Source organism: Paenibacillus sp. 8b26, from assembly GCF_050626875.1.
In the GTDB taxonomy this organism is placed as follows: domain Bacteria; phylum Bacillota; class Bacilli; order Paenibacillales; family Paenibacillaceae; genus Paenibacillus.
The window spans coordinates 724,949-749,996 of the sequence record NZ_CP192445.1; the positions used below are offsets into that span (position 1 = coordinate 724,949).

At 42.6% G+C, this 25,048-nt stretch carries 22 protein-coding genes, 1 pseudogene and 2 CRISPR repeat arrays; of the genes and pseudogenes, 1 reads left to right on the plus strand and 22 read right to left on the minus strand.

Annotated elements, in window-relative coordinates; genetic code table 11:
• Positions 1-73 precede the first annotated feature (73 nt).
• The 8 genes from ACQ4MX_RS02960 to ACQ4MX_RS02995 form a co-directional block, all read right to left on the minus strand.
• On the minus strand, positions 74-268 hold the full coding sequence (locus ACQ4MX_RS02960) for a hypothetical protein (protein WP_044649082.1): 195 nt from the start codon (positions 266-268) through the stop codon (positions 74-76).
• Positions 269-311: 43 nt separating this feature from the next.
• Complete coding sequence (locus ACQ4MX_RS02965) at positions 312-479, minus strand: Spo0E family sporulation regulatory protein-aspartic acid phosphatase (RefSeq protein ID WP_404519201.1); 168 nt, start codon at positions 477-479, stop codon at positions 312-314.
• Positions 480-873: 394 nt separating this feature from the next.
• Positions 874-2,271 carry a helix-turn-helix domain-containing protein gene (locus ACQ4MX_RS02970; RefSeq protein ID WP_431089273.1) on the minus strand — a complete coding sequence of 466 codons (1,398 nt, stop codon included), beginning with the start codon at positions 2,269-2,271 and terminating at the stop codon, positions 874-876.
• Between the two features lie 823 nt (positions 2,272-3,094).
• Positions 3,095-3,775 carry an RES family NAD+ phosphorylase gene (locus ACQ4MX_RS02975; protein ID WP_431089274.1) on the minus strand — a complete coding sequence of 227 codons (681 nt, stop codon included), beginning with the start codon at positions 3,773-3,775 and terminating at the stop codon, positions 3,095-3,097.
• A 770-nt stretch (positions 3,776-4,545) separates the two neighbouring features.
• Positions 4,546-5,217 (minus strand): hypothetical protein, encoded by a 672-nt coding sequence (locus tag ACQ4MX_RS02980; RefSeq protein WP_254328648.1) that lies wholly within the window; start codon positions 5,215-5,217, stop codon positions 4,546-4,548.
• 92 nt (positions 5,218-5,309) lie between these two features.
• Positions 5,310-5,852 carry a hypothetical protein gene (locus tag ACQ4MX_RS02985; RefSeq protein ID WP_431089277.1) on the minus strand — a complete coding sequence of 181 codons (543 nt, stop codon included), beginning with the start codon at positions 5,850-5,852 and terminating at the stop codon, positions 5,310-5,312.
• A gap of 177 nt (positions 5,853-6,029) precedes the next feature.
• The gene (locus tag ACQ4MX_RS02990) at positions 6,030-6,266 is read right to left on the minus strand and encodes a hypothetical protein (RefSeq protein ID WP_431089280.1); all 237 of its coding nucleotides are present in this window, start codon (positions 6,264-6,266) and stop codon (positions 6,030-6,032) included.
• A 26-nt stretch (positions 6,267-6,292) separates the two neighbouring features.
• Positions 6,293-6,844 (minus strand): hypothetical protein, encoded by a 552-nt coding sequence (locus tag ACQ4MX_RS02995; protein ID WP_431089282.1) that lies wholly within the window; start codon positions 6,842-6,844, stop codon positions 6,293-6,295.
• On the opposite strand from ACQ4MX_RS02995, the gene ACQ4MX_RS03000 reads away from it, so the two are divergent.
• Complete coding sequence (locus tag ACQ4MX_RS03000) at positions 6,837-7,613, plus strand: IS630 family transposase (RefSeq protein ID WP_431089284.1); 777 nt, start codon at positions 6,837-6,839, stop codon at positions 7,611-7,613. The genes ACQ4MX_RS02995 and ACQ4MX_RS03000 overlap by 8 nt on opposite strands.
• A gap of 16 nt (positions 7,614-7,629) precedes the next feature.
• On the opposite strand, the pseudogene ACQ4MX_RS03005 reads toward ACQ4MX_RS03000, so the two are convergent.
• The 14 genes and pseudogenes from ACQ4MX_RS03005 to ACQ4MX_RS03070 all read right to left on the minus strand — a co-directional run.
• Positions 7,630-7,806, minus strand: a pseudogene (locus ACQ4MX_RS03005) (terminase B); the annotation flags it as partial.
• A gap of 32 nt (positions 7,807-7,838) precedes the next feature.
• Positions 7,839-9,034: a CRISPR direct-repeat array (repeat unit 33 nt; unit sequence ATTTCAATCCACGCACTCCATACAGAGTGCGAC).
• 181 nt (positions 9,035-9,215) lie between these two features.
• Positions 9,216-9,506 (minus strand): CRISPR-associated endonuclease Cas2, encoded by a 291-nt coding sequence (cas2, locus tag ACQ4MX_RS03010; RefSeq protein ID WP_014281197.1) that lies wholly within the window; start codon positions 9,504-9,506, stop codon positions 9,216-9,218.
• Positions 9,507-9,514: 8 nt separating this feature from the next.
• On the minus strand, positions 9,515-10,546 hold the full coding sequence (gene cas1c, locus ACQ4MX_RS03015; protein ID WP_431089286.1) for a type I-C CRISPR-associated endonuclease Cas1c: 1,032 nt from the start codon (positions 10,544-10,546) through the stop codon (positions 9,515-9,517).
• Positions 10,543-11,202, minus strand: a complete 660-nt coding sequence (gene cas4 / locus ACQ4MX_RS03020) for a CRISPR-associated protein Cas4 (RefSeq protein WP_431091243.1) — start codon at positions 11,200-11,202, stop codon at positions 10,543-10,545. Before cas4 ends, cas1c begins: the two co-directional genes overlap by 4 nt.
• A complete protein-coding gene (gene cas7c / locus ACQ4MX_RS03025; protein ID WP_431089288.1) occupies positions 11,189-12,064 on the minus strand; it encodes a type I-C CRISPR-associated protein Cas7/Csd2 in 876 nt (291 codons plus the stop codon). Before cas7c ends, cas4 begins: the two co-directional genes overlap by 14 nt.
• A gap of 57 nt (positions 12,065-12,121) precedes the next feature.
• The gene (gene cas8c / locus ACQ4MX_RS03030; protein WP_431089291.1) at positions 12,122-14,077 is read right to left on the minus strand and encodes a type I-C CRISPR-associated protein Cas8c/Csd1; all 1,956 of its coding nucleotides are present in this window, start codon (positions 14,075-14,077) and stop codon (positions 12,122-12,124) included.
• Positions 14,074-14,793: a type I-C CRISPR-associated protein Cas5c gene (gene cas5c, locus ACQ4MX_RS03035; RefSeq protein WP_149094180.1), complete on the minus strand. Its 720-nt coding sequence runs from the start codon at positions 14,791-14,793 to the stop codon at positions 14,074-14,076. Before cas5c ends, cas8c begins: the two co-directional genes overlap by 4 nt.
• Before the next feature lie 113 nt (positions 14,794-14,906).
• Positions 14,907-17,396 (minus strand): CRISPR-associated helicase Cas3', encoded by a 2,490-nt coding sequence (gene cas3, locus ACQ4MX_RS03040; RefSeq protein ID WP_431089294.1) that lies wholly within the window; start codon positions 17,394-17,396, stop codon positions 14,907-14,909.
• Positions 17,397-17,767: 371 nt separating this feature from the next.
• On the minus strand, positions 17,768-18,088 hold the full coding sequence (locus ACQ4MX_RS03045; RefSeq protein ID WP_431089296.1) for a hypothetical protein: 321 nt from the start codon (positions 18,086-18,088) through the stop codon (positions 17,768-17,770).
• A 520-nt stretch (positions 18,089-18,608) separates the two neighbouring features.
• Positions 18,609-18,878, minus strand: a complete 270-nt coding sequence (locus ACQ4MX_RS03050) for a transposase (protein ID WP_431089298.1) — start codon at positions 18,876-18,878, stop codon at positions 18,609-18,611.
• An 88-nt stretch (positions 18,879-18,966) separates the two neighbouring features.
• Positions 18,967-20,130: direct repeats of the CRISPR family, unit length 32 nt; unit sequence ATTTCAATCCACGCACTCATATAGAGTGCGAC.
• A gap of 245 nt (positions 20,131-20,375) precedes the next feature.
• Positions 20,376-21,185: an SDR family oxidoreductase gene (locus ACQ4MX_RS03055; protein ID WP_431089301.1), complete on the minus strand. Its 810-nt coding sequence runs from the start codon at positions 21,183-21,185 to the stop codon at positions 20,376-20,378.
• A 157-nt stretch (positions 21,186-21,342) separates the two neighbouring features.
• Positions 21,343-22,179: a hypothetical protein gene (locus ACQ4MX_RS03060; RefSeq protein WP_431089304.1), complete on the minus strand. Its 837-nt coding sequence runs from the start codon at positions 22,177-22,179 to the stop codon at positions 21,343-21,345.
• 12 nt (positions 22,180-22,191) lie between these two features.
• Complete coding sequence (locus tag ACQ4MX_RS03065) at positions 22,192-22,944, minus strand: vWA domain-containing protein (protein WP_025685035.1); 753 nt, start codon at positions 22,942-22,944, stop codon at positions 22,192-22,194.
• A 76-nt stretch (positions 22,945-23,020) separates the two neighbouring features.
• Positions 23,021-25,045, minus strand: a complete 2,025-nt coding sequence (locus ACQ4MX_RS03070) for a hypothetical protein (RefSeq protein WP_431089308.1) — start codon at positions 25,043-25,045, stop codon at positions 23,021-23,023.
• Positions 25,046-25,048 lie beyond the last annotated feature (3 nt).

Sequence of the window (25,048 nt, forward strand, 5' to 3'; positions counted from 1 at the left end):
AAATGGGTCCTTCGTCACTGTAGCATAAATCTCCAGAAGATGTCCTGCATTCATGGGGAAAAGAGGGGAGGGATTACTCTTCTATTCCAAGCAATTGGGATACTTGTGTTCTATGTTTCTTGGCCCTACGTGTTCCGTGAATGAGATTGGACAATCGGCTAGGGGGTATATGATATGTCTCACAAAATGTTTTCTGGTCAATTTGTTTCTCAACCAGCTTTTGTTTGATTTTCCACCCAAAAGGGGTTACAGCATTGCGTTTATTCAACTTTATTACCTCCAGGTTAAATTTTGCTCTAATTATCAGTTCGTTAAGATTTTGATTTGCACGTTTGGTATTGATTCAAAAGATCATCCAGTTTCCTGGATTGTTCAATCACTTTGGGATGTGTTAAAAATCCGTATTTTTTCTGGACTTGGTACAGTCTTTTTCTGGCTCTCTCGACACGAAGTAAAGTCACACCTTGATTCATCAGCATGATTCCCCCTTCTGTGTCATATCCTAATGTAAAACGTCAATTTTTGGATTATTTAATCATACGCTCAACAAAAAAAGTGCTTCCGGAACATTCCAGAGGCACTTTATGTCGATCTATGTTCATTTTCAGTTGTGTCCAAGTTGCTCAGAGATAAACTTGCAATCAACAATACCCTTGAACCGTAAGGGGTTAGCGAGTGTTATTTCTTACTCTCCCTTTTAAGAACCCCCGATGGTATCGTGAAGCTGAATACTATGGTGCTGGTTATAAGCATGATTAGGTACAGCCACAATAAACAAAAAGCTAGCTGCGACGATCAATAGACCCATTTTTTTACATTGTCTAACCAAACCTATAAGATTTACATACGATTTAACTTTGAAAAAAATCGCCCCTAATAATAAAATAATTTTTCTTTTTTCCCTTGACTAACTAAGTTTTCGTACTTTACATAAGCTTTGACGTCTGCAAATTCTTTAAACTGTTCAAATAATCTTATGCACCTAATAAAAAAAGCTTCTTTATTAATGGCTAATGATTTAGATAAAACGTCTAACAAGCACTTAAAGCCAATTGAGTATCTACCTCTATTTAAGTAATATTTAGCTAATTCATATTTAAAACGCGTGGATTGTTCTGGTACTACTTGATGAGTATACATATCAGCAGATGGGTTCTGTTGAGCAAAAAAGTCAATCTTCGTTTTAAACCTTCGAAGTATATCATCTACATCTATGTTATATTGGTTAGCCGCCATCATAACGTTCAACAGTTTTGTAACCATTTCTTTTTCAGTGGTATCTGGCGATGCAGCAATATATTTAGCATAATCTTTTAGCACGCTTATATCTCCAGATAAAAGTTTGTATGTGTAAATATTACCTTCTGCCCAATCTTTGAATAAGTTAACCCAATGTTGGGTATCCTCGTCCGTCTCTATGACCCAATCTAAATCAGCATAGGCGTATGTATATTTTAATGCCTGCTCATAATCGCCTTGGGCTTCACATACACTGGCACACAGTAAATCAGAATAGGTGATGTACACAAACATGGGACGACTCAGCTTCTTTACGGACTCATTATGCTCTCGTTTCTTCTGCTTATGTCTCATAGAATATTGAATTTCCGCTTTATCTCTCATTTTTCGAGCTGTTGCATCAAGCTTGTCCCACTGACGCAAAGAACGATACACATTCGCCAGATCTTTCAACGCATCAAGTTGATCTATTTCATCCATCCGTTCAACAAAGGGTTCGAATAGAGTAGAAGCCTTGAGATTTCGGTTCTGATCGTCTCCAATCTGAATCGTAAACAGACGATACTGGCAGATAGCTAGGCGTTCAGAATGCTGGTACTTTTCCACTTCTGCAACGCTCTCATAAAGTATCTGCGTAGCCGCGTGTCGTCCCTGTGCGAATAGAGTCTCTGCTACGTCAAAGAGTTTCGGAGCATACAGTAGCTTGTCCATGATTTGTCCAACTATTCGTTGGATCGCATTCAACTTATCCAGCTCCGCACAACGATATAATAATGGCTCAATTCGCCGCCAATTCGGGGGAAGGTCAATGATGTAATTTTCTATGTATAGTTCGTAAAAATAACCCTCTGGTAATCCCATGGCCAACGTGATTCGGTCAAGCTGTTGTACTGAAACAGGACGATGTTGAGTAATCCAATTACTGAGTGTTCTTTGATGAACTCCTGAATATTCCGCAAATTGAGCCAAAGTCAAGTCGTTTTGTTTTAGATACTCTTCAAACTCCGCTAAAATCGTAGGTGTATGCTTCAAGTCATAACCACCCTTCACATAAAAATTCCATAATTTTAAAGATCAATTTCTATTTTTGTCCAAAAATTAACAACTGTCAACATTTTTTTTGCAACTCATGCGGAAAAACTACGTTTGGCATAATTTGTCCAAAAAGGACATGGTGGCACGAGCGATAGGATTAAAATTTGATAAACCCAAGGAAAAGACTTCACACGGGTTTTGAATGCTATTAGAACGCACGTGGGGAATGAAAAATAATGAATTATTGATCATAAATTTTAATTAACGCACTCTATATAGAGTGCGACACACTATCCCAATAGACAAGGGCATCATCTGGATTGAGTGAGTTGAAATGGTTTAGCATTCCATCCATTCGCTCCTTGAGGCACTTTTGCTGACCATCAGGATTGTTTTTCAAGCTGTTCGGAATGTTCTTTAGCATGATTTCTTCCAACATAGAAATATCAAGCCGTGGATATCCTTGGTTATGGACAACAGCCTTTAAATCAGACAGGACCTGTAGGTGAAAGAACACTACCTGAAGCGCCGGCAATATTGGCGTTTCAAGACTAAAATCCTTTCAAAAGGCAATAAAAAAAGCCAACCAAATGAGTGACTTGTATCTGCCTATGTATTTACAGCACCAAAGCAACACAGGCGCTTATTTAAACCCGAAAAATAAACTGCTATAGGATCTATGCCCGCCTAGCGGGATGCAAAACGCTGCGCTCTTGCATAAAAGCATTTATACTTAGTAACTAAGGAGGAAGGAGTAGGTGCATTATATAAGCGCAAAAAATCGCCGTCAAATTGATTGTGCGGCGATTTCATAAAGAAACTACCTCTTTTCTAAATTATAGTTGATAATCATAGTTAATCCCCGTAATTTCAACGCTACACTTAATCTTAATACTAAAATTATTAGGGTTAAAAAAAGGTAATTAATCCCGCCTGCGTGGGTTGCGCTGGAATATTTCACTCCGTCTACTCCTTGGTCTCTCAAATATTCTGTAATAAACTGTGTAGGCATGTAGTCAATTTCACTGCTATCAGGTCTCACTGGCCTAGAAAACTCTTGGCCAATAACTCTCTTATAACTATTTGTCTTACTAGTAGCTGAATCTGGAATCATGTTTATAATTTTTAATGGAGCTTTTGTTTGGCACTCTGCAATAGTTACTGTGGCCCCTATCCACGGACGCACTTCAGTTATTACAGTAGTTTCTGTTTCAGAAGCATACAGGTAAGAAATCCCTTTGGGATTCATTCTACCTCCACCCGCTTTTCCTTGTGGAGGTGCTTGCAAGTCTTGATCCTTAAAATATTCTCCGGTTTTATTTATTCGAGCTCTAAATAAAACTTTGTCTTGGTCAATCGGTTCGATTTGTTTTTTTAGTACTGGTAAAAAAAATTCTATAAAATCATCCTGCTGTTCATGTATAAAATACCGTGATAAGAGAAATTTCCTTTTGAATTCATTATAAACTTCACGTGTGTTTTCATCATTTGTAAAATACAATATATAGCCCCCTCTCCTTATTTATCGAACTTCTAAGTTAGGAAGTTAATAGACACGCTGCAGAATTGAACCGCGCAAGGGTTCTGACCAGGCTGTTAATGTTTCCGCTGGTTAACTGGTGCCTTGCTGCCTGCACATGCCATGTAAAATGTGGGCGGGGCCATTCTCCCCCGCATGAAATGACTTACCGTTTAACCGCAACCTGCATACCGTTGCCAATCTACCGCTGTGCGTTACAGGTGCCCTCTAAGTTATTGCAAGGTTTCACCCTTGTTCGCGGCCATAGCCGGGCCTTCCCTTGCGCGCACTGGTCAAAGCCATTGAGCAGTATGTCCTATATCCCCTTGCTGGAGTCACTTAGCTATCAGCCTTTAGCATGCAGGTGTCATCCTACGTTGTAGCGTCTCTCTTCCACCACCACATTTAGATTATCTACAGAAGTTCTGCTACGAGCCGCTTAAGCACTGGCGGCGTTGCAATGAGCTGGCTGTCATTCATATTACCTTTCAAATAAGCCTTGTCTTCACGAGCATAGTGAAAACAACGCCTTGACCCTCAACAATCAGGAAGCCGCTCTCGTCATCCAACAGCGAGGTTATATGGTTTATTGAAAAATCAAAAAAAGCCGGCGCCTTGGCCGACCCGATACCGTGGCTCGGAAGCTACGGTGTATTCCTTACTTTATTTTCTATAATATAAATCTACCATATCAAAAGTCCAGTGCAGGGGCATAAAGCGTTCAATTTTCATTCAATTTAATTTTAGCACTGTTAAACATGTAATCCGCCTACTTCAATCCAAACAATTTTATTCTTTTGAGAATTGACCGTAACTTTCATGGAATTGCACACATTTGCCAATATTCGAGTTGCTATATGTTCCTTAAAATCATTTTCAAATAACCAATTGTGGGGAGATAAGAGAATATCTTGAGTAGATTCTTTTAGAAAATCAATTATGGAATCTGAATCGTTATGTTTCATTGTAGAAATCTCAGCAAGATTTACTTTGTACTCTGTAAAATTCTCATCTTGCGAATCGTCGTGTTTACTCCCGTATAAATCACTTACAAGCTCATTTAATGCTCCCTCTTTAAGAAGTTCATCAAAAATCAGCTTGGATTCCTCCTTTAGATTCCTTACCACAAGCGAAGTTTCTTCCCCCCTTCTAACTACTTTTACTTTCTCAAAATGGGGTGCAATTTCATTAAGAGCTATTTTAAAAATTTCTGGCTTTGATACAGGTATGTCACACACGAAGTTAGGATCATATGTTATAAAAGGGGCAATATAAAATTGCATTAGAGGCGTGAGTGTTTCCCCTTTGAATTTTTGTACGTCAACTATCTCAAATATAGGTCTATCGACTTTCGATAAATTTCGATTAATTTTAATTTCGCCTTCTACTGGAGCCGCAGCGAGTACTTCTTCAAATAATCCCATTCTATCACCACCTATTTCATATTTGAATTACAAAAAGAAAGGGAGCGGTATAGTAAAAAACCTACTCAGCTCCCTAGCTAAAATTACAAATATTAATTTGTTGTAAAAGTAACCTTAACTCCCTCTTGAGGTAGACTGTACGTCCCTAAGTTTGATGTTACATATCCATATAATTTTGCAGTATGACTTCCTTTACTAGAATAGGTTGTCGAATCTTGATCTTGGGCGTACTTGGCTCTCGTCTTATATTGAAATTTAACGGCCTCCCCATTAGACCAATGTAGAGTTATATACACATAGGTAATTATAGCTTTAGAGTCATCTGGTGTAATACTGAAGTTTGCCCAAGCTGTATTTCCTTCAGTATCTACCCAGAAATCCAAAGTTGCAAATATTATTTTTGTTTTTTGAGTGGTAACCGAATCATATACGGAGTTATATACAGAATCACTAACAGTTGGGCTATCAGGAATTTCAAGAGAAACTGGTAGTTTAATATGTTCTAACTTAGATCCTTGTTCGCTTGGGGGATTACCTGATTGAGTTTCAATTGGATCTGCAAAAGCCCCTACAGGCAAACTTAAAGACAGAACTAGCATAAGTATAGAAAGTAACATTTTCCTAAGTCTCGACATCTTGTTTCCTCCTTTTTCATTTTAATCAAATATATTGCAAATAAAAATCCTAATCATTTCCATAAGTCTAAAGCACTAAAATAAAAAATTACCTTTTTTTAAAAAAATTATCCACTTCCAAATACTTCTAGCTTTTAAGCAGATGCTAAAATTCCAATTGCTTCAGACTTAATCCGTCTAAAAGAACTCTCGCTGAATACTGAACAATTTGCTCATCGTCAGTTCCAGCAGGCAGTCTTTTACCTGAAGCTCTGCCTCCTTATCCACGTTGTACGTAGCAATCTCTTCGGTTTGCTTGCTAATCGCATTGGTCGATTGATGCTCTCTACAGGTATACGCCTGCGTAATCGCCGCCTCGCGCCGTACAAAACCAATCTGCCGATACTGCCGAACTATCTCCAAATATTCTTCCACAACGAGATTTATTCCTTACCATTTTATTATCTTTTTACTGTCACACTACCTATTGAAGGAAGCATAATATGTTCTGATACTTCAACTAAAAATTCTCCGAAAGTCAAAACAAAAGCGTCAGCTCTGTCAGGAAACTTGAGCCCACGTTTTTTCATATCATCTTTACTCTCTAGGATCATCTTCCCTTTTGAGGTCATTCTCCACTTTCTTGTGGCTAACTGAGAAATCAAGGTGTCATCATCAGGTAGTTGCATGACTCCCGGATCTCCATTGATGAAGTTTGTTAAGTTTGTTTCTAAATCTGTTCTAATAGACTGCCACATCTCTGTGACCAGGTTAGCGCAATATTCGTCAAGAGACGATGAGCCGTTTTTGACAGGAACTACCTCCCAGCCATAACCTTCTTTGTTGATAACCTCAATCAACCGATCCGTGACACCACCGCCGACTCCTGTATCATCAACATTAAACTTTACATGTTCAACTTCTGGATGTTTAAGCAGCATATCTTTGGCTAAGCGTATGGCATTACCAACAATAACCATTGCGCTTTCTTTGAAGTGGCTGTGCGTGTCCAACCGTTTTTTTACCTATACCAGCGTACATGGATGTTTCATCGTCTCCATATCGTGCAACGTCAACGCCTATAAATGGATCAAGCAAAAGTTTGGCGTTACGATGAGTGTGCGCGGAATCAGCGCCATGCTTAGACGCATGAACTTCAGCTTCACTAAAGCAACCTATACACTGGCCAAAGCTGATGAGGAGACCCAAGCGGTTTTCCGTAAGCACACCTTCGCCCAGCTTAAAAAGCAGGTGGAAGCCGAAGAAATCGATCATCTGCTGTTTGAAGACGAATCGATGATTCGTTCCTATCAGGCGCTGCAATATAACTGGTTTCCGCGCGGCAAGCAGCGTAAAGTACCAACGTATGGGAAGCATGAAGGAGCCAAGTTATTCGCCGCGATTAACTATGAAACCGGACAGGTGCATCACCGTGAAGAAGAAAAGGCCGATGTGGACGCTTTTATTCGCTTCCTCCAGGATCTTCTGTCGGCGTACCCTAATGGAACAATGGCTATCATTCTGGACAACAGCCGGATTCATCATGCCACCGGGTTACAACCTTTTCTGAAAGAACATCCGCGCCTTCATTTGGTCTTTCTACCGCCCTATAGTCCCAACCTGAATCCGGTCGAGGGACTATGGCTGTGGCTTAAATCCGACGTAGTCAATAACGTCTTTTTTGAAAAGTTCTACAAGATTAAGCTTCATGTCGGCCAGTTTATGAAGCGAATCAATAAGCGGCCGTTGGAAACGATTGATCGCCTGTTGGTCAGGTTATAATCTTAATTGCGGTTTATATAGCCGCCATTATCCTATCGTCTACACCAGATGTCTCCTCTACGATGAATAACATATAATCTTCATGGAACCCTTGCATATTTTCGGCCTTGGTTGCTGTCCGGGCCGTAGCAAACCAGCGTTCCTCATAGTTTTTCATGTATATCTTGGTTTTGGTCCATTTGAGGATACGTTTCAAAATAGAGCTTTGGGATTGCCGCGTGTGGGATTTCAATCCACGCACTCCATACAGAGTGCGACATGAAGTTTACTATACTCGCCAATATCAAGGTGCAATTTCAATCCACGCACTCCATACAGAGTGCGACTCTGTTCTCTATGGAAGTTCCTTGGAGCTTTGAAATTATTTCAATCCACGCACTCCATACAGAGTGCGACCAAATGGCAACAGATCAAGTTCAAGTATGACGAGATTTCAATCCACGCACTCCATACAGAGTGCGACTCGCATTCTGCCGTTTCATATTGCTGTACTGCTGGCGATTTCAATCCACGCACTCCATACAGAGTGCGACTTAATTTTAGGAGGTGACACATGAAGAACATAAATTTCAATCCACGCACTCCATACAGAGTGCGACTTACCGATGGTCAATCCTTTATTGTCAGCCAGTTTCAATTTCAATCCACGCACTCCATACAGAGTGCGACAATATATTGCATAATAAAGTCGTAATCCACGACAATTTCAATCCACGCACTCCATACAGAGTGCGACTAGCTATTGCGGTGGGAGCGGATTACTCCGAAATAATTTCAATCCACGCACTCCATACAGAGTGCGACTGTACCGAAGATCCATCATTATCCTTTGGTTGGATATATTTCAATCCACGCACTCCATACAGAGTGCGACCAAACGGTTCAAGATATGATCGGACAGTTCCTGAGAATTTCAATCCACGCACTCCATACAGAGTGCGACTCGCGCCGTGCAGATAAAGAAGATGTAAGAGCATGATTTCAATCCACGCACTCCATACAGAGTGCGACAAATGCACACATCCCACTGATTTCTAAAGAAGACTTTATTTCAATCCACGCACTCCATACAGAGTGCGACTGGAGCTTTTTGAAATAGCTCGTCGCTTCCCGGAGATTTCAATCCACGCACTCCATACAGAGTGCGACGCCCCGTCGGATTGCCCTGAGAGCCTTTATTCCCATCATTTCAATCCACGCACTCCATACAGAGTGCGACATGGACGTTACGTATGGTCTGAATCGTAGCCATATTTCAATCCACGCACTCCATACAGAGTGCGACGGCATAGGCGACACCGAGGGGCTTATCCCTAACCAATTTCAATCCACGCACTCCATACAGAGTGCGACCAGTTTTTGTCAAACGTTTGCGTTCTTCTTTCGGGATTTCAATCCACGCACTCCATACAGAGTGCGACAGCGAAAATACAGAAATTGATACGCTAATGGTATCAATTCCATACATTTTCGCAAAAAACGATGCTAAAAAAGTTTGAATCCACCCTTGACTTCTACTATAGAAAGTGTATTTTAATCCTTTTCGACAAATTTCGAGGTGCGAAGGATCCGGGGTTTTTATGTGAGCTTCACATTCGCACCTTACAGAATCAGCGGGCTTTCCATATCGTAAGCTTCTTTTGCACCCATATGCTCTACCTTCTTTTTATAGTTATCTCCTAAATTGTAGAAACGCAGGCTGTCTTCTTTTTTGTCTATCAATTCTTCTAATTCATACTTCAAACGGCGAAACTGGGTCGAATCCAAAATGCACTCAAACACGGAATTTTGTACCCTTTGTCCGTGATCTACACACTTTTTTGCAACCTTGGCCAGTCTTTTTCTGCCTTCCCTGTCCACTGTGCTTACATCATAAGTAATCAGAATTAACAAGATCACACCTACTTCCACAAGAATGGAGGGTACTCGTCCAGATCTCCCCGAATATGCCTAGCCAAGAGCAAAGCCTGTGAATAGGGGACAAGCCCCCAAGACATTTTCTCATTCAAATAAGGATGAATAATCTTTTCCTGTTTGCGTTCCTGCCATGCCTTCAATACTATTTTCCTCGTGTCATCATCCATAATCACAGCACCGTTTTCTTTCCTGTAAAATCCTTTACCATGAATCAATTTTTTGTTAATCAGTGTAAGGACAAAACGGTCGGCATATACTCCTCGAAGCTCCTCCATCACATCCAGCGCCAACGAAGCTCGTCCCGGCCGATCCCTATGCAGAAAACCAACATAAGCATCCAAGCCGACGGCTTCCAAAGCAGATTTCATATCATTGGACAGCAGTGTGTAGGCAAAAGATAATAAAGCATTGGCATTATCCAACGGCGGGCGTTTATTGCGTCCATGGAAGTAAAAATCATTCTTTTGCTGCAAAATCAGTTCATCAAAAACGGAATTGTACTGTACCGCCGCTGCACCCTCCAAACCCCGTAAAATGTCCAGATCCTCCACTTCGCGGACTTGCTGCATAGCCCCTGCTAAAGAAGCGGTCACCTTCTTCATTTGATCCGTGTCCAAACGAAGGGGATAGTCTCTTGTCGCTCGCTCCAAAATCCATTTGTTATTATATATCTTGCCTATAATCATATTTCTGGCTACAAGAGCACTTCTTTTGTCATCATCGGAAATCCGATACTGTTCTTTTCGGAGCACCACATTTCCACGACTCTCTCCAATTACACGTGCTAGGAAACGTCCAGTTCGCGTCATAAAGGTTAAATCTATATTGCGTGATGCACAAGCACCCATCAGCCCCGGACTTACCCCTGCATAGCCAAAAGTACATACAGCTTCCAAGTTATGCAAAGGGTAGCGTGCAAGAATGGCCTCTTCTTGTTTGATAACGATATTTTCCCCATCCAGTGACAAATACGTATCCGGCAAGGTAACAAACAATGTATTTAGTAATTTTTTCATTCAGCTATCCTGCTTTCAATGAAACTGGAAACAGATCTTTTATTCAAAATCTCCGGCACACATATGTGTTGAAGCGAGCAACTTAGGCAATGTGGCCCCGCTTTCGCTTTAGGTGTATGGTTTCGCTCAAAGTAATGCTGCATTTCCTGCAAACTTGTTCGCACCCGCTCACGGTCAGCAGCAGTGATCACGACCTCTACCCGATGCTTGATCTCATCGTAATAAAAGTAGCCTTTTGCAATATCACACACAAGCATTTCTTCAAGACACATCACTTGTGCGACCAACTGGGAATGGTCCGAATCATTTCGTTTGGGTTTGCCACGCTTGTATTCAACAGGAAAAGGAAGGTACATCCCTTCCTCCCCTGCCAGCGGAACCCCATGAGCATCCCGTACAAACTCTACGACGTCACAGATTCCGGTAATACCAAGCTCTCTGGAATGTATAGGCAACGCGCGTACGATGAGTTTATCGCCTCTTTTCTCACGAATCATCGGCTGATCCGCTTTTCGGTGTAAATGATCCCCCTCGATCGTCCGCACGTTTTCTTCCCATTGCTGCTCGATATGAATAAGCGCCCATTGTCTTCTACAGAAATTAAAATGCTGAATACCGGATAGCAGCAAATAATCCTCTTCGTTATAGTTCTGGATATTCACGGGGCACTAAGCCTTCAAGTGGTGTGAGTATGCATTCATAATGATCATCAAAAGATCTGTTGAGTTCGTCTGTATTTTCTTTCAATTTCACCTTTAAAGAACGGTGCACCTTAGCCGATGAATATTGTCCAAGTTTGGAATGATGCTCCCACCAATATACTTTATGGACTTCCATACTACCGTCAGGACGAGCGGATGATACGTCATTTTCAAACAAGGAAATTAGCGCTTCCTTGATCTTTGCGGCATCCTCATAGGTAAATCCTGTTTTTTCAGCTAGTTGCGTATTGATACTTCCCTTAAATACGTAAACACCAAAATCCACCCGATGCTTCATCCCCATCGTATCGGAACCTCTTTCTTTCCCCGGTTCGGAGTTTACACTTTTAGTGATTTGCATACTTGTAATATCAATGGGATCAACACTGGTTGCCGTATGTATAGATACAGGACCTCTTACCCCAACGGATACTCCTGCTCCTTTACTAGCCGCTTTGAATGCAAAAACTTGACCGAAGCTACGAACATCCATCCATTCCCGGCAGGCGATTCTGGCAAATTCATCGCTGGAACCTTCCTTGCCCTTAAAGAATTTTTCCAACTCAGGATTTGCATCTGCACGTTCTCTTAAACTACTAAAAGAATCCAATTTCCGATCATTAGATTGAACAAAAATAGACTCTCCCATATCTTGCAGACGATTTCTTATTTTCCGTTTCAGCGCCACATCCGAAATTTCGCCATAGCCATCGTAATTTTGCCGCGGACGATTACCATTCAGAGGATCACCATTGGGATTTGCTTTCGTGACAGACAATACAACTGCAAAATCAATTTTATGATCTAAAATAGTCATGTTATTATTCTCCTTTGAATGTAAACTCTATATTTTTAACATTTCTTATGATCAGTATTATTTTTTCACATTTGCGATGTTGCTGTCTTGGTCGTCGTCATTCCCTGTGTTATTGCCCTCATGATTCTTTTTATCCGTGTTATGATAGATTTCATAGCGTTGACTATACAAGCCGAGCAAATACTTGCCGGTTAGCGGTTTGTTATTAAATTCATCCATGGGTATTTTTGAGGCTACTTCATCAATCATATTGGAATAATAGTTTAAGCGTTTGCCAAGTCTGGCCTGATGTGGCTGCAAGGCATTCTGTATGGTCCTCCAGGTTCTTTCTGGATGTTGTGAGAAAGCACTCATATATCGAATTGCATTAGTGGATCGCTTCTCATCCTTGTCTAATGCGCTTCGTTCCATCACATCAGCTATCGCCAACAGTCTGCCAAATAAATAACTGCGATCCATATTTTCTTTATCTAATGCCACATTGTATCCCTCCCGTTGGTTAATCAATGCACATGCTATACTCAGTGTCTTCTCCCATTCCCATTTATCCATAGCTACCGGATTAGAGGCACGGTGAGTAGCACTCCTTACAATATCCTGCGGAATTTTTCGACCATCTACGATACATGGAAGCATTCGTTCCATAAGACCTTTAACGAGCTTGTCATTCGCCTTCGGACCGTAGGCCGCAAAAGCAATGTCCTTCGTCGCCGGCGCTCCCCAAAATTGTAGCAACTCACCTTGCTCGTCCTTCTGATAACGGTGCAGCCAGGCGCATGTAGAATGCCAGTCTATCAGCTTGTCAAAATACAATTTTTTATCCAAATTCCGATAATACAGAACAGCCATGCGTCCCGTTGTCGCTGAGTCAAGCACAAGAATATTGACGTTTGCTTTGGACGCCGATTTGATAGCCAGTTTATTACGATAACCCGATAGTGCTTTGGCCAGATCAAAAGCAAACTCCTCGTTAGTATGACCTTTGATTGCTATCGGCCGCGATGATTCAGAGCCAAAATCCATTGCAAAGATGTTGTCATTGTCGGTACAAATCGGAACATTCGTATCATCATTTCCCCAGACGAGAAAGACACGACTCTCCATGATTTTCCCTTGGCGATGAATCAGCCATTTTAAGGCATTATGAGCTTTTTGGGATACTTCATAACTGATGCTTGCTGCTTCATTACTATGAGTAAATCGTCCTCTGAACGTGAATCCGCTTGTGTCATTGGCCGAAATCAGCTTTGCTTTATCTCCGGAATTTCTAATTTTATTCGCATGTTTATCTGTGCTCGGGAGTTTCTCCCCGGTGACATAACAAATGTCTTCTTCGCCCAGCAATTTACTGTAATAATCAACAAATGAATCAAATAGCTCTTTATCCTGCCAAACTTTAGTTAACGCTTGATTTGGTGAATACACATTAAAACGGATAAATACGCTCTCCAGTTCACCGGGAACTGCCGTAAATATACGTGGTTTTTCCGCAGCTAAATGCTCATACTTCTTGTCCCATTTGCTTATCAGTTTTTGATTCTCATCAAGGTATAAAACAGACTGGTCTGACAAGTCTTTAATCAGTCGACGCTTGCTCAAGTAACGATAGATGCTTTTCAGCTTGGGAGTCGCATATTCTGAATTAGCCCACCCTTCCAACTGCTGAATATAAGCAGCAAAAGGCTCTTCTTTTTTGATCTTTCCACCATAGGTGACAAAATCTCCAGCAACATAACTTAATTTATCATGCAGTGGATAAGGTGCTACGACAGAGCCAGCCCGGCTGGCCGATTTCTCCGTGCAAGGAATCAATGTGCTAAATTCATCTTTGTCCAGCACTCGGGCTGAATGAAAATCGCCTTGTTCCGTAATTTCCACTTCAATTTGTGCATTTTGAGTTGTATGAGAGATGGGCAGCAGCGTGTATTCGCGATCATTATACTTTTTCTCAAACACACCGACACATTTAATGTTGGATTCATACGTTTCATATAGATTTAGCAGCCAGCTCATTTCATGCCCCACCCCTCCCACTCTGCAAGCAGCTCATCTGCAGATTGAACGTTATTTTCACCAAATTGTTTGGAATGCATTTCGCCTATGATACGAACTTGTGGGCATTTCTCCGGTGGAATAAATTCAATGACCCCGTTCTTCATCACGGGCTTCCACAAGCGCACCTCCAACTGATTCCTGCCTGTCTCATCCGGGTAGTTAATTCCATGCACCATATTTCCCAAATGAATGTCTCCATAATTATCATAGAAACCGGGGGATTCACCAAAAACACATGGCTCTACATAAGCCTGGCATTCGCGTGTACCCAGAAAAATATCTCTGCGTCCACCCGCAAGCAGCGAGCGTTTGAGAATGTTATGATGCTTGTTCTCATTGCGGTCATATTCCAGTTCAGGACGATGTAGATTAAAAACAAAACGAGCCTGAACCTCATAGCAAGGATCTTTGAGATAAGTATAATTAGCAAGCGTATTACCGCCGCCATATTCCATAGGCCGAATCCCCTTGGATTCCATTCGGATGGCGTTTAGAACACGAACCTTGTCTATAACGATCGTAATCGTAGGCTTCCAATAAATACTTTCTACGATCCCTTTTAATGCCTGATAGGTGGGGACACTGTATGTTAGTTTCTCACCACCCAATTTGGTTAGCGGGTCAGTGAACAGTGCATAATCGCCATACACTCTAAATTCGATTGCGTTTCTCAACTGGAAGCTTCCTCCTTTCTAGGTCTTTTTATCTAAACATAGTACCAGAATATTACTTTTGGCATGGTCAGTCAATGCAGAATATAGGCTCTTTATCTCCCATAAAGGCATTCTTAGAGAATAAAACCATCATGCAAACTATCATTGTGAAGATTCAGCCCAAATAAATCATCATAGGCCCCCTCAGTCAAAGCCCATATCTTTCCATCCAAATAAGGAATCAGCGCTTTATTGTGACTTAATTGATTTTTGTCTTTGTTCGTTATATTAATGGTGAATTGCTGTGCTTTGCGGAGCAGACTACTGAGGTCCTCTATGCTTTGCTGTCCGTTGAGATCAGCGATAATCTCTTTTCCTTCCTTCTCTCCATCTCCATATGGAACGATAACTGCTGTTGTATGATCTTTAATGACCTGAAAGTATTCTGCTGCGGTCTTATAGCTATTCGCTAAAAATAAAGGAAGAATCGTGCCCTTTTCATCGTAGTAAGAGCGATAGTACGTATTTTCACTGCGACTAACAGTTAATAGCTCAGTCATATTTTTTCTTAGCTTAGGTATAAAATAGTTCAAGTCGGTTGCCAGCTCGGTATAATATTTTTGGAAATATATTTCCATAGCCTGTGCGGATAATACGTTACCACCGTAGCAGGTTTTGTCACGTTTTAAGTCAATGAGCATTTTTCTGGTAATTTCTTTGCCGATTTTAATTTCTTTGAGCCGCTTGAGATTCTCTTCTTCATGATCAATGACATACACCTGCTTTGTTTCATCTCTTCCGTGGCGATTACATCGGCCTGCCGCTTGTGCAATCGAATCCAGACCAGCCAAGGATCGAATGACACAGGTAAAGCTTATATCCACTCCTGCCTCTATGAGCTGTGTGCTGATACAAACGACAGGTTCCTTATGCTCTAAATGTTGTTTTACTTTCTCCAATATGCGATTGCGATGAGCCGGACACATGGAAGTACTTAAGTGATAAATCGGGATTGCACTGTTTCCTTCTGTTAGTCGAAGATATAGATTTTTGACCACTGCTTTTGTATTGAGAATAACGAGTACGCTTGATTCATCAGCGAGCTTTTGCTCAACAAAATCGGCAAGCTTTTCCGTATCTACAGTGCCGTTCGTCACCTTGTCAACAATTTCAACCCGCTTAAACTTCTCTATGACATGATCGAGATCATGCACTATTTCCGCATCCAGCTCGATGTCCAGCTTGTTATGTACAAAATCCAATTCCGGTTGGGTAGCAGTGCAAAGAACAATACTTGAACTGGCATACGTTTTCAAAAAATTCAGCGCTTGATTAAACAATGAAATACAGTGTGTGGGGACTTTTTGGACCTCGTCAAAAATAATGACAGACTCGCTCAAATTGTGAAGTCTACGGATATTTCTGCTGCCATCTGCATAAAACACATTTAAAAACTGCACCATGGTCGTGAAAATGATAGGCGAATCCCAATTATCCTTAGCCAGCTTTAATTTTTGATGTGTATTCACAACAACATCTTCAAGCTCTTGCTCCTCACGATCTATATCTTCTACCTCGTTCATGACCACATTCGAGTGATGCTCCAGAATGTTAGCGTCATCCCGTATAATTTTGCGAACCTCCTGAGCGTTTTGTTCAATAATCGTCGTGAATGGAACGACGTAGATGATATGCTTTTTTTCAAATGTAACTGCATGTTTCAGGGCATAACGCAAACTTGCCAGCGTTTTCCCACCCCCAGTGGGTATGGAGAGTGTATGTATCCCGGAAGGCTTGTCTGCAAATTGCTCACATTGCTCGGACATTTGTTTTCTAAGCAAATTAATGGTTGTGTCGGCAGCCTCTCCTGATTGCAGAGCGTTAATACGCTCCATTAATCTTTCGTAATACGTTTGAAATAGCTGTTGACGATTCATCGGTTCATTGTCATTCTTTTCGCCTTTAATATTAATTTCTTCAAAACAACGGGTATTCGTGCGATCCGCATCAATCAAAGCGCTAAAAACAAACTTGGATAAGAACATCATTTTGAGTTCAACGTCTGAATTATGATCCCGTTTCATATAATGAGCCAACTCGGCCCCTGCTTGATTCACATAATGGTAAAATGCAGATTTCTCCATCACCTGCTCATAAAAAAGGCCGACTGCATGATCAAATCCTTCCAGCTCTCGATCACGCACCCGATCCAAAAATTTTGATTCCAGGTCGGGGTCTAAAAAATCCTGCAGATATGCATGGTGTGAAATAATTGCATTCCCTACAACTTCGGATAATAAAGCTTTGTTCATGAAATCCTGCTTATCAAATGTCCCTTGAGGTTGAATGTGAAAAAGATTGTATAATAACTTTCCACCAGCGGTAGAATGATCTACGCTTCCTCGTTTCGGTGGATTGTCAGGATTTTGCACCGCCAAACGTATGTAATCTTGAAACTTTTCTGTGTATTTGCCCAAATCATGCAGCATACCAGCGAGTCCGGTAATATGTCGAATACCTATTTTGGCACCATAAGATTCTGCTAGCTGTTGAGTTTCCAACAGGTGGTCTGCTACCGTCTGAATTTCTTGGTCACTTTCCCGTATGTGGGCGATATAGTCCATTTTTTAATCTCCTTTAATTTTATAATTCCCCTTCGAGAATAACCTTTTTCCAAGTAAACACCAATAAAATTCAATTCATGCTCATGCATTATCTTTTGTATACGTTCTGTTCATTTCTTTGATATAAACTAATATCCCATTATAAGCCTTGTCACCTATTCTTTTTAGCACTTATTCCATTGTTAGCAGTAATGAATTTCCTCTATATTACCACACTTAGATTTATGGATGTTTTCCCAAAAGCAGTTTGATTAGTAACAACAGCCTGCTAAATCCGAGAGGGGAATCCTCCCTAGTTAATGGCTATTGGAAACGTAAGAAATTTTGGCTATTTAGTTTCCTTTAATCGTTGGTACTAACGTATAAAGTAATTATAAAAAATTAAGGTTTTTTAGATTTTTTTCTCGTAAAATTATTGCTGTTGTAATGTCTGCTAATGCATAATTTTTTTGTTTCATCTCATTAGTCAAAGCCTTCAATTTCTGCTTTGTAGCTCTAAGTTCTTCTTTCAACTGTTTAATTCTTATTTCATTAGGTTGCTCAGAAACATTAATCCAAGTTTTAATTTCGTCTACAAGCAACCCTTTTGTGCGGCAATAATCTAATAACTCATCATAATTAAATCTATCAACTTGCAACAAAACACTAAATTTTCCCAAAATATTTTCTGTTTTTAGAATGCTTTTATCCATCTTTAGGCGCCTCCTTATATTCACTAATAAACATATTGAAAGTATATACAATATAATTTTATAGGAACTTTATATAAATCACAGTAATACACCTCTCAAAAGATCAAAAGAATTTATGTTTTGCAGCGTATCCTTTAATTAAAAAAATTGCTTTAAACTAACGATTTATGATACACTCGGCATGTCGCTGAAAGGCGTGGATTGAAAACTATAGAATTATATTGTAGAGCCCGCCCATGGCGGGTTTTCTCATTCTTTTTAAAACATAACTCCCGTCTTTCCTCCTAATCCTCTGTGCCTCTTCGCGAAATTATTTTACACTTAGTTCCTGTCCGTTTTTCTCCAACTCCTTTTATCAACTTCCTATCAAGTTCACTGTTATCATAAGGACAGCCTCTCATGCTTAAGCGATCGGCTAATTTGAAAGGCTTCAAGGGTTTCGTCGATCCATTTATTCTTAAGCTCGCTTCCTCGATCCGTGCTGATACCGAGTATTTGTCACAATTTTGCTGAATGGCCTTTACTTTCGTCCCATGTGCTTTAAAATGTCGACTTCCATTCTAAGACGTTGGTTTTCTTGGCGTAAGGCAATAAGCTCATTCTCTTCGGCAGTACGATTGTCCTTCTCTGAGAACGAACCTGTCGTTTGAGCCTGTTTAATCCAGCGGTCTAGTGCAGATGCACTGAATTCGTATTCATCCACAATATCTGCCCTCGATTTTCCATTCTCGTATAGCTGAACCATTTGCCTCTTGAAATCCGCTGTAAAAGTACGTCGTTGTTTGGGCATAGTAGACCCGCTCCTGATTATGAAATTTCCATTCTACTAGCCCTTAATTTTTCTGTCCAATTAAGTGTAGCCGATCCAACATTCATATATTTCAATCCACGCACTCATATAGAGTGCGACTTATGCTCCTTCTAAAAGTTCTTTAACCTCTTAATTTCAATCCACGCACTCATATAGAGTGCGACTGGGTACGTGCTGCCTCCGATTGCTGATAGGATATTTCAATCCACGCACTCATATAGAGTGCGACGAGTAGCGTCGATGGTTTGTGTACCATTGGGATTATTTCAATCCACGCACTCATATAGAGTGCGACATGAGGTATTGATTAGACATAAAGTTATTGATGATTTCAATCCACGCACTCATATAGAGTGCGACTCTGCATCGTTGGTCACACAAAATGGACATTAAGATTTCAATCCACGCACTCATATAGAGTGCGACATTAGCAACTTAGCCATTAGCCCAGCTACTACCGATTTCAATCCACGCACTCATATAGAGTGCGACGTTGGTAATAAATTCACGCACAATTCGGCTTTTTGATTTCAATCCACGCACTCATATAGAGTGCGACAACAAACAGCTAACAAACAGCTAACAACTAACAAATTTCAATCCACGCACTCATATAGAGTGCGACGACTCACCAGAAAGGTAAAGGGCTGGTGGTACGATATTTCAATCCACGCACTCATATAGAGTGCGACGAGAGCTAACGAAGGTGACTACATCATTAGAGGCGTATTTCAATCCACGCACTCATATAGAGTGCGACTGCTATACACTTCATCATATACGTCTTCCCAGTACCATTTCAATCCACGCACTCATATAGAGTGCGACGTAAATAACACACCATTTCCGCCGAGTCCCGAAAATTTCAATCCACGCACTCATATAGAGTGCGACGGAGCTGCAGCCAGCGCCAAACTCGGTATACTGGTAATTTCAATCCACGCACTCATATAGAGTGCGACATCGTAGAGAAAAAAGCTTGGTTGTTACCGCTTGTATTTCAATCCACGCACTCATATAGAGTGCGACTTGAGCGAAGGAAGGATTTAGGATGTCGGATAACAACGATTTCAATCCACGCACTCATATAGAGTGCGACTGGTAAGGATGCCATTGCCGCTGGATAGGACGAATATTTCAATCCACGCACTCATATAGAGTGCGACAGAAGCCTTCTTTAATTATTGCTATGAACGATGATTTCAATCCACGCACTCATATAGAGTGCGACAGCGAAAATGCAGTAATTCATACCCTAATGATATCAATTCCATACATTTTCGAAAAAAACGATGCTAAAAAAGTTTGAATCCACCCTTGACTTCTATTATAGAAAGTGGATTCTAATCCTTTTCGACAAATTTCGAGGTGCGAAGGATCCGGGGTTTTTATGTGAGCTTCACATTCGCACCTTAACCAAGATATTACACTCAGGATACCACAAAACATTTTTCCCTCACAGAGAATTCTTTAGCACTAAAACAATAAGGACTCTGCCCCGTCAATCACAATTTGCGCACCAGTAATATGACGCGAATGATCGGAGGCCAGGAACGTTACCAAATCAGCTACTTGCTCGGGTTGACCGGGTCCATCAGCCAACGGCTGCCCTCCTTCGGGAAACTGGACAGGGATAGTAATCTGCTTTAACCTTTCCGATTTCTCCGTAGTTTCGTCAATATTCGTCGAAATAGCTCCCGGATAGATCACATTGACACGGATACGGAACTTGGCTAGCTCCAGCGCAGCCATTTTAGCAAACCCGGTTTGGCCTGCCTTAGACGTACTGTAGGCTGACATTCCAAAGCTGGTAAAGCGCTGATTTCCATTAATAGAGCTGGTAATGATAATGCTGCCGCCACCGTTTTTTTTCAAATGCGGTACGGTATACTTCACCGTCAGGAAAGTACCATCCAGATTCGTAGACAGCGTCTGCCGCCAATCCTCAATGCTCAAATCCTCAATCGGTCCGACCACCCCGTTAATCCCCGCATTGGCAAAAATGATATGCAGCCCGCCAAACAGCTCAACCGCTTCCAAAACGGCTTTTTCCACACGCACCGGATCGGCAATATCCACGTCAAAAGCCCGAGCGGCACCTTCACGTATAGCATTAATCTCTCTCTCCGTCTCTACAATCCGTTCATTACTGACATCAAAAAGTGCAACATTCGCTCCCTCTCTGGCCATTTGAATAGCCGATGCCTTGCCAATACCAGAACCGGCTCCCGTGATCAGAGCTGTTTTACCTTCAAAGCGTGCGCCTCCTGCCAGTGTATAGCTCATATGTATCGCTCCCTTTCAGTATCCTGTATAATCACAAGATTACCCAAAAAGGTATACTTTATAATCACCATAACCGTTAGTTTCTTTCTATGTATTCATCAAAAAAGGACGTTATGCAGCCATCAGTATGGATGCATACGTCCTTTCCTTATTCCGTTTACCACTGCAATTCAATAAATGCAGCATCATCATCAAGCCCTCCGGTATGGGAGGCGTCCAGCAAAACCTGTATCTGCTCATCAGGGACAGGCTCACGAATAGGGTCCAAATCGGATAACCCGTCACTGTATACCTGTAATCTCATCGACATATCTGCGGGTATGCTTCTTTCGTACCAATGAGGCTTACCTCCAATCGGCCCACGGCTTGTGGACCAGCGTTCCGATGTAGAGAAGGTATGATCAAATAATTGGCTGATCTCCTCCGAACCGTTCCATAGCCGCAATCGTGAATCTCCTTGCCAGGCAAGTCTGAGACGCCCACGGGTGCCGCGCTTCGGTAGCTCGATTTTACCGCAAATATACATCGCCTGGCTTCCCTGACGACGTTTATCCTCCAGCACCGAACGCATCAACCCCGATTCATGATGCAGAGGCTGCCGATCCAGTTCCTCCGCAGCCGTGCCTGCCAAACGTTCGAGGTACAGCCCCAGTTTATCGGCAGACAGATCCTGCCCCTGTTCCATCCAATCCAGCAAAGAGGAACCCAAATAGCGGGCTGCAAAATCTCCCTGGTAACTAAGCCCGACACCATCACACAGAACAAAACAACAGACGGATTTATGAATACGCACTGCGGCGAAATCCTGTCCGCTTTCACCCATACTGGCAGATTCAGCAGATCTTCCGTAACCATAACGGCACATAAAGCGGCTATGATGCGTCGATAGTGGCTGATCGCCCGTCTGAGAGCTTATGTAGGCAAAATGCTGTGCCAGCCGTGCATTCATTCCCTTCCTTTTGCTCGTGGGGAGCAGAGACAGCAGTGGATTCATGCGTTTACCTCCTTACCGTACAGGCGTTGCGGCCGACATTTGAAAACCAATGGACACCAGTTCCGGACAGGTTCCGGGCAGCATCATAACTGCTCCCTCACCTAGCTGATAATCTGCCTCAAACAGCATTTCCCGATAGCTTTCAGGAAGTACAGAAGACATATTACGCAATTTCACAGCATGTTCATCCTGTAACGGCGTATTATGCGTAAGACCTTTCCAGCGGCGGGGGTCCTGAATAGGCGTTTCCAGTAACCTGTCCGATAAAAATATATTTTCCACCAGTACATTGCCGTCCGGTACGCTCATACTCATAATGCGCTTCGCAATCGGTTCCGGATCATCACCTGTGGATACACCATCTGTCATATGACAAACCAAAGGAGCAGGACAATCCTGCATCCCCGGCAGCTCCGCCTGTAAAATACGTTCGGCTTGCAAGAAAGCTTTTGCCGAATCTGAAAACCGTTTGGGTGTCAAATCGGGCAACGAACCAATCGCCGCAATTTCATCAATCCCCTTCACACCGTTGAGCAGATCATATACGTCGTCACTATAGGCCAAAATCGCAATCCGGTAGCGTGCAGTCAGCCGATTCCCTTTAGTCGAACGGAAAACCATCTGCCGGATCGCCAGTGATATGGCTTCATAGACCACATCAATTCGCCGCCGCCCCTCCATGAGCATGTTCATTGACGCGCTAATGTCAATCAGGTAAATGATCAGGGCGGGGGTACGCTGAGAAGCCTGTATGGTATAATTCATCGTTTGCACACGCTCCCCTCAGTTACCTTTTATCATCTTGTGCCACTTCATTCAAGATATGAAAATATAAAAAAAATTAAATTTTAGGCAGTCTAAATTTCGTATCGCTTAAAAAGTTATAGATAGAGGAAGCCCGATACCCGACTTCGCCTACCGAACGATAATAGGAAGAATTACTTTCGTACAACGCTCTAAAACGATTGGCAAAACCCTTCGCCTTTGCCGTGCTTCCACCCTCCTGAGAGGCATAAGCCTTGTTATACAGGGAAATAAGCTGTAGAACATTCTGTTTGTTACTTGCATGAATTGATGCTTTTTGCTTTTGCTTCGCCTCTGTCGCCGCCTTACGTGCTGCCTCTTCCTGCGCTGCGCGGGCAGCCTCGTTCTTTTTCCAAGTCAAATATTTTTCGTATTTCGCCTGCTGATCATACGCTTTCTGCTTTGCCAGCTTGGCGGCCGCCTGCTTGTTTTGTTCCTTTTGAGCAAGGTAGGCTTCATATTTGACTTGCTGAGCTACAAGGGCCTGTTGTTTTTTCTGCTCTTCCTGCTGCTTTTGAGTAGCAAGAGCCTGTTGTTTAGCCTGCTGCTCAGCTTTCTGCCGTTGCTTCTCCGTCAGTGCCTTTTGAGAGGCCTCCTCCTCGGCAGCCAGCTTCGCTTTCGCCGCCTTTGCGGCTTCTTCCTGCTTGGTGGCCTCGATTTGCCGCTGATTGGACTGATCCGCCAGAATATTCACGGCTGGAATGCCAACAGCCAGCAGAACGACAGCCGCCGCCGTTGTCACAATGAACGTTTTGGAGCGGAACCAGGCTGCTGATTTTTCAGGCTGCTCAGGCGGCTTGGGGTTCAACTGCTCCTCCAGCCCCGTAATGGCAGCCGATACCTCCACATGCAGAGGGCTGCCGTCTTCTACAAAATGATACAACGACCGATATACCTCTAGGGCTGCAGCAGGCTTGTTTTGCTTCTCCAGTTCACGCGCCTGCCGGAACAGCTTGTCCGTCACCCCATGCCCTCCTTGCTCCTCGACCGCCTGGTTCAGTATCGCAGCTTGTTCCGCTTGGAGCGGTGCAACCAAGGAGGATGCAGCTTCCCCGGACTCGCCAGTAGCTAATGCTGCTGCCTCTGTCGCCTCGGGTTCCACCGTCTCTACTTCAACAGGAATCTCTTGCTCGGTAAGTGCATTGAGTACAACCAGCCATTCACCAAAGGTAGGGCAACTGCTCAGATCCTGACTATCCCAGGCACGGCTAAACAGCTCCACCACTTTGCTTCCCCAACGGGCTTCCAGCGACTTGCGTAAAATATAATAACGTTCGCAAGGCGTCTGCATTTCATGCTGGTCAAAATAACTTTCGCCCCACGCTTTATCGACCACCACACGGTCTGACCATCCCAGCATTTCGCCGATAATAATGGCCCCTGCAAAACGATCCGCATACGCGCTCCATAATCCGCTGTGAACGGTACGGTGCGCAGCATACCCCGGCGAACCTGCCAATAAAGCATCCGGACGATCCATTTTGGTACTGTACATTTGTTCCACATCGACCAATTCTACAGCTGATGTGCCTTCAGGCAGTTCCACTTCAGAAAAAAACGGAAGCATGACATTCGGCGCAGATAAATCACAGTGCGCTAGTCCTTTTTGCTCCATAGCTGAACCGATCCCTGCCAGCGCCCGGGCCAAAGCCAGACTATCGGAAGCCTTAAGCTGCTGCTGAGCTGTGAGACAATCGAACCATGTCGTCCCATGAATCCATGGCATCAGCACTGCATACAACAAATCAGGCTGCTCGGCGATCAGACTTCCGTTTCTTTCTGGAGTGAGCACATCACGCTTGCATACCTGCAAACCGGGAATATCCCCGTACGCTTCCATATGCTCAGATTGATAAACCATAGCCGGGATACGGAACTTTGGAAAAAACACTTTAAGGGCTTTAGCCTCATGCGGCGCTCCGCTTTTGGCATTGAGCTGGTATACGATCCCCTGCCGCCCTGCTTGAGCATAAGCCAAACCGGGTGCAACAGGATGTCGCCCAATCACATAGGCTGTGCCGTTTATGATCAATTCATCTCCCGGATTCGGTTGAAAAGACATGGA

Coding starts and splice junctions, on each gene's coding strand:
- cas3 (WP_431089294.1), bottom strand. CDS start 17,396: ATGGACTATATCGCCCACATACGGGAAAGTGACCAAGAAATTCAGACG.
- ACQ4MX_RS03055 (WP_431089301.1), bottom strand. CDS start 21,185: ATGAGCTATACACTGGCAGGAGGCGCACGCTTTGAAGGTAAAACAGCT.
- cas7c (WP_431089288.1), bottom strand. CDS start 12,064: ATGACTATTTTAGATCATAAAATTGATTTTGCAGTTGTATTGTCTGTC.
- ACQ4MX_RS02980 (WP_254328648.1), bottom strand. CDS start 5,217: ATGGGATTATTTGAAGAAGTACTCGCTGCGGCTCCAGTAGAAGGCGAA.
- ACQ4MX_RS03050 (WP_431089298.1), bottom strand. CDS start 18,878: ATGCCCAAACAACGACGTACTTTTACAGCGGATTTCAAGAGGCAAATG.
- ACQ4MX_RS02985 (WP_431089277.1), bottom strand. CDS start 5,852: ATGTCGAGACTTAGGAAAATGTTACTTTCTATACTTATGCTAGTTCTG.
- ACQ4MX_RS03060 (WP_431089304.1), bottom strand. CDS start 22,179: ATGAATCCACTGCTGTCTCTGCTCCCCACGAGCAAAAGGAAGGGAATG.
- ACQ4MX_RS03065 (WP_025685035.1), bottom strand. CDS start 22,944: ATGAATTATACCATACAGGCTTCTCAGCGTACCCCCGCCCTGATCATT.
- ACQ4MX_RS03070 (WP_431089308.1), bottom strand. CDS start 25,045: ATGTCTTTTCAACCGAATCCGGGAGATGAATTGATCATAAACGGCACA.
- cas1c (WP_431089286.1), bottom strand. CDS start 10,546: ATGAAAAAATTACTAAATACATTGTTTGTTACCTTGCCGGATACGTAT.
- ACQ4MX_RS02965 (WP_404519201.1), bottom strand. CDS start 479: ATGCTGATGAATCAAGGTGTGACTTTACTTCGTGTCGAGAGAGCCAGA.
- cas8c (WP_431089291.1), bottom strand. CDS start 14,077: ATGAGCTGGCTGCTAAATCTATATGAAACGTATGAATCCAACATTAAA.
- ACQ4MX_RS03045 (WP_431089296.1), bottom strand. CDS start 18,088: ATGGATAAAAGCATTCTAAAAACAGAAAATATTTTGGGAAAATTTAGT.